This is a genomic window from Bradyrhizobium erythrophlei, assembly GCF_042430365.1.
In the GTDB taxonomy this organism is placed as follows: Bacteria; Pseudomonadota; Alphaproteobacteria; order Rhizobiales; family Xanthobacteraceae; genus Bradyrhizobium; species Bradyrhizobium erythrophlei.
Window position 1 is genome coordinate 63,320 of the sequence record NZ_JBHMET010000154.1, and the last position, 6,000, is coordinate 69,319.

At 61.6% G+C, this 6,000-nt stretch carries 5 protein-coding genes and 1 pseudogene; 3 read left to right on the top strand and 3 right to left on the bottom strand.

Translation table 11 applies throughout. The features are described from left to right. Nucleotides 1-439: 439 nt before the first annotated feature. Nucleotides 440-1,180, top strand: coding sequence for a hypothetical protein (locus ACFFWD_RS23700; protein ID WP_376969071.1), 741 nt, complete (start codon nt 440-442; stop codon nt 1,178-1,180). A 51-nt stretch (nt 1,181-1,231) separates the two neighbouring features. After that, nucleotides 1,232-1,942, top strand: a complete 711-nt coding sequence (locus ACFFWD_RS23705) for an HAD hydrolase-like protein (protein ID WP_376969073.1) — start codon at nt 1,232-1,234, stop codon at nt 1,940-1,942. Nucleotides 1,943-2,001: 59 nt separating this feature from the next. On the opposite strand, the gene ACFFWD_RS23710 is transcribed toward ACFFWD_RS23705, so the two are convergent. After that, a complete protein-coding gene (locus ACFFWD_RS23710; protein ID WP_376969075.1) occupies nt 2,002-3,693 on the bottom strand; it encodes a diguanylate cyclase domain-containing protein in 1,692 nt (563 codons plus the stop codon). Between the two features lie 113 nt (nt 3,694-3,806). Between ACFFWD_RS23710 and ACFFWD_RS23715 the strand changes: the two genes are divergently transcribed. After that, nucleotides 3,807-4,493 carry a YggS family pyridoxal phosphate-dependent enzyme gene (locus ACFFWD_RS23715; RefSeq protein WP_376969077.1) on the top strand — a complete coding sequence of 229 codons (687 nt, stop codon included), beginning with the start codon at nt 3,807-3,809 and terminating at the stop codon, nt 4,491-4,493. Nucleotides 4,494-4,641: 148 nt separating this feature from the next. Here the strand turns inward: ACFFWD_RS23715 and ACFFWD_RS23720 are convergent. Beyond that, nucleotides 4,642-4,928 (bottom strand): annotated as a pseudogene (locus tag ACFFWD_RS23720) (GIY-YIG nuclease family protein). A 129-nt stretch (nt 4,929-5,057) separates the two neighbouring features. After that, the gene (locus tag ACFFWD_RS23725) at nt 5,058-5,843 is read right to left on the bottom strand and encodes a 2-keto-4-pentenoate hydratase (RefSeq protein WP_376969079.1); all 786 of its coding nucleotides are present in this window, start codon (nt 5,841-5,843) and stop codon (nt 5,058-5,060) included. Nucleotides 5,844-6,000: the final 157 nt, after the last annotated feature.

A 6,000-nucleotide genomic window follows, 5' to 3' on the forward strand; every position in this document is an offset into this window, starting at 1 on the left:
CATACGTGCTCTCCCCGGCGAGACCGGGCTTGTTTGCCACCGTCATCCGCAAGACGCTTTGGCGTCCCGGGAATCGACACCAGCCACTGGGGCGTCAGGACCACACGATTTCACCCTCCGCCTTGGTGCGTTCGTCTCATGCACCTCGGCGTCCACCGCATCTCACCGCAACGTTCGTGACGATCGCGAGCGCCCCTCAATCGGGTGAGACGGGCGGATTCATACACCGATTTGCGCTTCCGAAAAACGGAAATATTTTTCGCGTGGGGGCTTGCCTCGTCGGGCAAATCAGTGATCGCGATTTTAGTCCCACGGCAGAGACGTACCAGTCACTCTTCGCCGGCGCGCGCCCCAGGGTGCCAGCCGGATGAAAACCGGCGGAGTAGGGTTCACAATCGCCTGCTTACACTTTAGGTTGTGGCATTCCTCTTGTGTGTACTTGCTGCGGGATATCGATTGGGCAAGAGCAATGAATATTTTTGGAGCCGTTACCTTCGGAAGCCTGATCAAGACCTTCCTGCCTGACTTGGTCTGGCTCATCGCATTTGCGATTCTCGATAACGATCTCGCGCTCCTCCTGGGCTACGAATCGTATCTTTGGAGCGCGCTCAAGAACAAGGATCTCGCGTCGACACTTCTGGTCCTGGCCTTCCCCGCGTCGATCCTCGTTGGCCTACTGTCCAACGTGATCGTGTTCATGGGCCTGAATGATCTGTTCGTTCGCAATCCCTTCAAGAGAAAACATCGCGAGTTATTCTCGCTGCACGCGACGCTGTCCGACAAGGTGCGGGACCAATGCTGGACTGCGATGAAAATCGATGATCAGTCACTTAGAGCCAGCTTCTACAAGTGGACCGATCCGGAGATCATCATTGTCGAGAGGATCGGGGCCGACAAGCTAGCCTATGTCCGCGAACAGTACTGGTATCACCTCGAATTCCAATTGAACCTGCTGATCTCGCTTGTCGCGGTCTTCGTTGCCCTGGGAACGTCCGTCCTCATCAATCGCGGGTTCAGTCCGGCGATCGGCGGAGAGCGCATTGCAGCGGCGATCATTGTATGCGGCTTTGTGTGTTACGGCTTGTTGCGCGCAGCCCAGAAGAACTACGAGCGCCACATCGCAAAGATGGCGAGCTTGATGACCGCGCTGCTCTCCCAGCCCAACGAGAATTCTGAATAGGTTGTCTACAACCGCGTCGGCGGCTCCTGTGCGGTTTCGCAACCGGGCGGGATGCCCTATATTGCGCACATGAAGGCCTATTTTTTCGATCTTGATGGAACTCTGACGGACTCCCGAGCGGGCCTCTATCCGGCATTTCGGAGCGGCCTGGAAGCAATCGGGGTCAGTTCGGTCGCCGACGAGCAACTCAAGCGGTTCTTGGGGACTCCGCTGCCTCAAGTCTTTCGGGCGATGCGGCCTGACGTCAAGCCGGCCGACATCGATGCTGGGATTACTGCCTTTCGCGCCACCTACGAAGTGACCGGAATTGTCGAGAATGAATTATATCCGGGTGTAAATTCGATGCTCGGCGAGATTCGTCGGCGCCACGGAAAAATCTGGGTGGTGACGTCGAAGCCGGAGTTTCAAGCCGTCCGCGTCACGGCCCATCTCGGACTCGACCACTATCTCGAAGGCGTCATCGGCGCCAGCCTCGCCGAGACCGATACGAAGACTGAGTTGATCGCGCGTGCATTGTCGGCCGCACGCGTCCCGAGCCACACGGCCATCATGATTGGTGATCGATCCTACGACGTTGTCGGCGCTATCGCCAATCGCGTCCTGCCAGTCGGTGCGCTCTGGGGCTACGGTTCGGAAGACGAGCTAAGGGAGGCGGGATGCCGGGAGTTTGCCCGGTCTCCGGACGAATTCCGCGAGGTCTTTGTTCAAGCTAGGCCGTCCTTGTCCAAGAAAGCTTCACTTGCGGCCGCCGGCGCGCGGTAAACGGCAGATCAGGGTTTGATTAAATCAAACCGCCGCTCAGCCTGACGCGTACAAATGCCTCAACTCGCCAGCGCCATCCCGGCCTCGTCGACCATCTTCACAAAACCATGCTCCACGACCGCGTTGCGGCCGCGGTGCTTGGCGGCGTAGAGGGCGGCGTCCGCTGCCTCGATCAAATCGCCGGGGCGCTGGTTCTCGTTTGGCTTCGTCGTCGCGACGCCGACGCTGACGGTGACGATCGAGTGGCACGAGGTAGCGTGCGGCAGCGCGAGGCCGAGCACGGCCGTGCGCACGGTCTCGCCGATCGCGAGCGCATGCGCCGCGCCGGTGTTCGGCAGCAACAGACAGAACTCCTCGCCGCCATAGCGGCCGGCAAAGCCCATCGTGTCGGCGGCAATTCCGGACAGCGTTTCGCCGAGCCTCGTCAGGCAGGCGTCGCCTTCGGGATGACCATAGGTGTCGTTGTAGAGTTTGAAGTGATCGACATCGATCATCAGCAGCGACAGCTCGCAGCCATATTGCTGCGCGCGCATCCACTCGAAATCGAGCCGGCTCTGGAAGCCGCGGCGGTTGGCGAGACCGGACAGCACGTCGATCGAGGCCATCACGGTGAGGCGGTCGTTGGAGGCGACGAGCTCACGCTCGCGCTGTGAGAGCTGCGCGGCCATGGCGTTGAAGGCGCGGGCGAGCGGTACGAACTCCGCCGGCAGCCGGCTCTTGGCGACGCGCGCCGACCAGTCGCCCTCGCCGAACCGCCTGGCCATGCCGGTCATCACCTCGATCGGATGGATGATGAGCTTCTCTGCGCCGATCAACGCGCCGAGCAGCACGAACAGGCAGACGAAGCCGAGCTGCAGATAGGCGGTGCGGATCTCGCGGTTGATCGCGGCCGTCACCTTGGCCTCGTCCATGCTGACGATCAGCCGCGACTCCGTTCCCGAGATGCGTGCGAAGCTCAGGATCCGCCGCGCGCCGTCGGAGGCGGTGAACGTAACAGACCCGGACGGCTCGTCGTAGCTCAGCGCCTTCTCGGCGATCGCCGACATCAGCGGCACGGTGTCGAGCGAACGGCCGATCAGGCTCGCATGGTCTGACGGCGCGGCGATCACAACGCCGGCGCTGTCGACCAGCAGTGCCGACATGCCCGGCCGTCCGCCGAGATTGGCCATTATCTGCGACAGCCAGTCGATGTTGATGCCGGCGACGGCGACGGCATCCTGATCCGGATTGATCGCGGCCACTGGATAGGCCGCCATCATCATCGGCCGGCCGTTGGTCTTGCCGATCAGATAGTCGCTGAAGACGAAGCCGCCGGTTTCCTTCGCCTTCCTGAAATAGTCGCGGTCGCTAACGTTCATGCCGACCTGGATGTTGAGCGTCGAGCACTGCACCACACCGTCCCTCGAGACGAACATGATGCTGCGAATCCAGGGCAGGTTGGTCGGCAGGCTGGCGCGAAGAATCTCGCAGCCGCGCGCAATCCCGCCCAACGCGCGGATATAGGCGGCCGATTTCAGCATGGTCTCGACCGAGGAGACCACCTCGCGCTGGGTCTCGGCGGCGTGACGGGTCAGATTGGCGTATTCCTCGGAGGCCTGGGCGACCTGCTTGGCTCGAAAATCCTCCAGCGTGCGGACGCGGTCGAGCATCAGGGGCGCGACCAGCATCAGCGCAAGCAGCGCGAGCCGGGCCCGGATGCCCAGCAGCTTCTTGAGTCTGACCCGGTTGCGGCTGAAAGTGACGCCCGACATTTCTATCCCTTGCCCGTGCGCCAAGGTAGAATGAAGGGCTTCAAAAAGCCTTTCCCGAATTTGGTAAAATTCGAGCCAACACCCCCTTTCTGTCAGAAAACGGCACACGCATCATGCAAAGCACGACCACGCCGCTAACCACGCCTTCACCAAACGGCCTCGCCAAGGTCCAGCAGGAGATCGCGCGCGCCTGCAAGGAAGCGCGGCGCGAGCGCGCCTCGGTGACGCTGATTGCGGTGTCCAAGACGTTTGCCGCCGATGCAATTTCGCCGGTTATCGACGCCGGACAACGCGTATTCGGCGAGAATCGCGTGCAGGAGGCCAAAGGAAAGTGGCCAGCGTTAATGGAATCCTACCCGGGATTGGTGCTGCATCTGATCGGTCCGCTGCAGTCGAATAAGGCCAAGGAGGCCGTGGCGCTGTTCGATGCGATCCACTCGGTCGACCGCCCCAGCATTTGCGAAGCGTTAGCCAAGGAAATCAAATCCCAGCAGAAGCAGCCGGAATTGTTCGTCCAGATCAATACCGGCGAGGAGCCGCAGAAGGCCGGCGTCGCGCCGCAAGACGCTGACGCGTTCATCGCGCGCTGCCGCGAGCATTACGGACTCGCGATCTCAGGGCTGATGTGCATCCCGCCGGTCGACGACGCGCCGGCGCCGCATTTCGCGCTGACCGCCAAGATCGCCGCACGCAACGGCCTGACAAATCTCTCGATGGGCATGAGCGCGGATTTCGCAGTGGCGATCCAGATGGGCGCGACCCATGTGCGCGTGGGCTCGGCGATCTTCGGAGCGCGGTAACGCCGCACATTCAGTCGTCGTCCCGGCGAAGGCCAGGGAGGTTGGGCCGTCATTGCGAGGAGCGCCAGCGACGAAGCAATCCATCTTTCTTGTCGTGGCACGATGGATTGCTTCGCTTCGCTCGCAATGACGGGGAGCCAGTAAACGCTCAAATCAGCGTCTCGAAGAGTTCCTTCCAGTCCGGATTCATCGACTCGATCAAAGCAACCTTCTTCGCACGGCTTCCGGCCTTGATCTGCTTTTCTCGCGTGATTGCATCGATCATGGTCTCGTGCATTTCGTACCAGACCAGAATCTTGCAGCCATATTTGGCCGTGAAGCCCGCAACCAGTCCTTCACGATGTTCAAACGCCCGGCGAGGCAAGCTTGCTGTCACGCCCGTGTAGAGTGTTCCACGACGCTATTTGCGACGATATAGACGCAGGGCTGCTTCATCCGCTTCCTCCAGATAGGCCCGGCCCAACTTTCCCGTCATTGCGAGCGAAGCGAAGCAATCCATGTCTCAGCGTATGCGGACCGATGGATTGCTTCGTCGCTTCGCTCCTCGCAATGACGGGGAAAGAGCTACGCGAACCGCACCGACACCTTGCCCAGCACGCCGAAGTCAGCCGCGAACACGTCACCCGCCTGGATCGGGAGTGGCGGATGGCAGGTGCCTGTTGTCACCACCTCCCCTGCCCGCAATGTCAGCCCCAGCGCGCGCAATTCGTTGGCGCACCAGGCGAGCGCAATCAGCGGATCGCCGAGCACGTTCTTGCCGTGGCCGACATAGCGCTGGCCGCGCAGCGTGATGACCGGCCGCTCCTCGACCAGATCGATCGCACGCCAATCGGCTGATGTTGCAGGCCCGAACACGAAGAGATGCGCGCAGGCATTGTCGGCGATCAGTTGCGCCTCGCCGGCCGAGACAAAATCTGCAGAGCGCGAATCCGGAATCTCGATCGCCGGATGCAGTGTGGCGACGGCGTCGAGCACCTCCTGCACCGTATAGGCTTGCGGCCGCGGCGGCAGATTGCGCGCCATGCGGAAGGCGAATTCCGGTTCGCCGACGCGCATCGCGTTGCCGGCCATCGAGGCCGTGCCGCCGTCGGCGATGACGGTCTCGGCGAGGATGCGCCCGGCCATCGGACCGGCGACGTTGATGTGCTTCTGGCCGGCCTCGCTGGTCGCCGCGATTTTCCAGCCGAACAGTTTTTCACGCGATGTCTTTTCCAGTGCCGCCTGCACCGCATAGCCGTCGCCGCGATCGCGCGGCCGCATCGCGCCGTCGAGCTCGCCGAGCTTGGTGCCGGCTTGCCAGTGCCCATGCAGCGTCCGCGACGCCGCGGCGATCTGGTCGGTGTCGAGCATGGTTCGCTCCTGCGGGAATTATTTGGTCCCGAACAAGGTCTGTTCGGTATGGCGCTGCTTTCTCACGGTCTAGAGCCGTTTCCGTTCCGATGGAATTGGAACGGGGCTCTAGATTCTTGTTTTGACGCGTTTTCTTTACGCGAACCGGTATCCACTT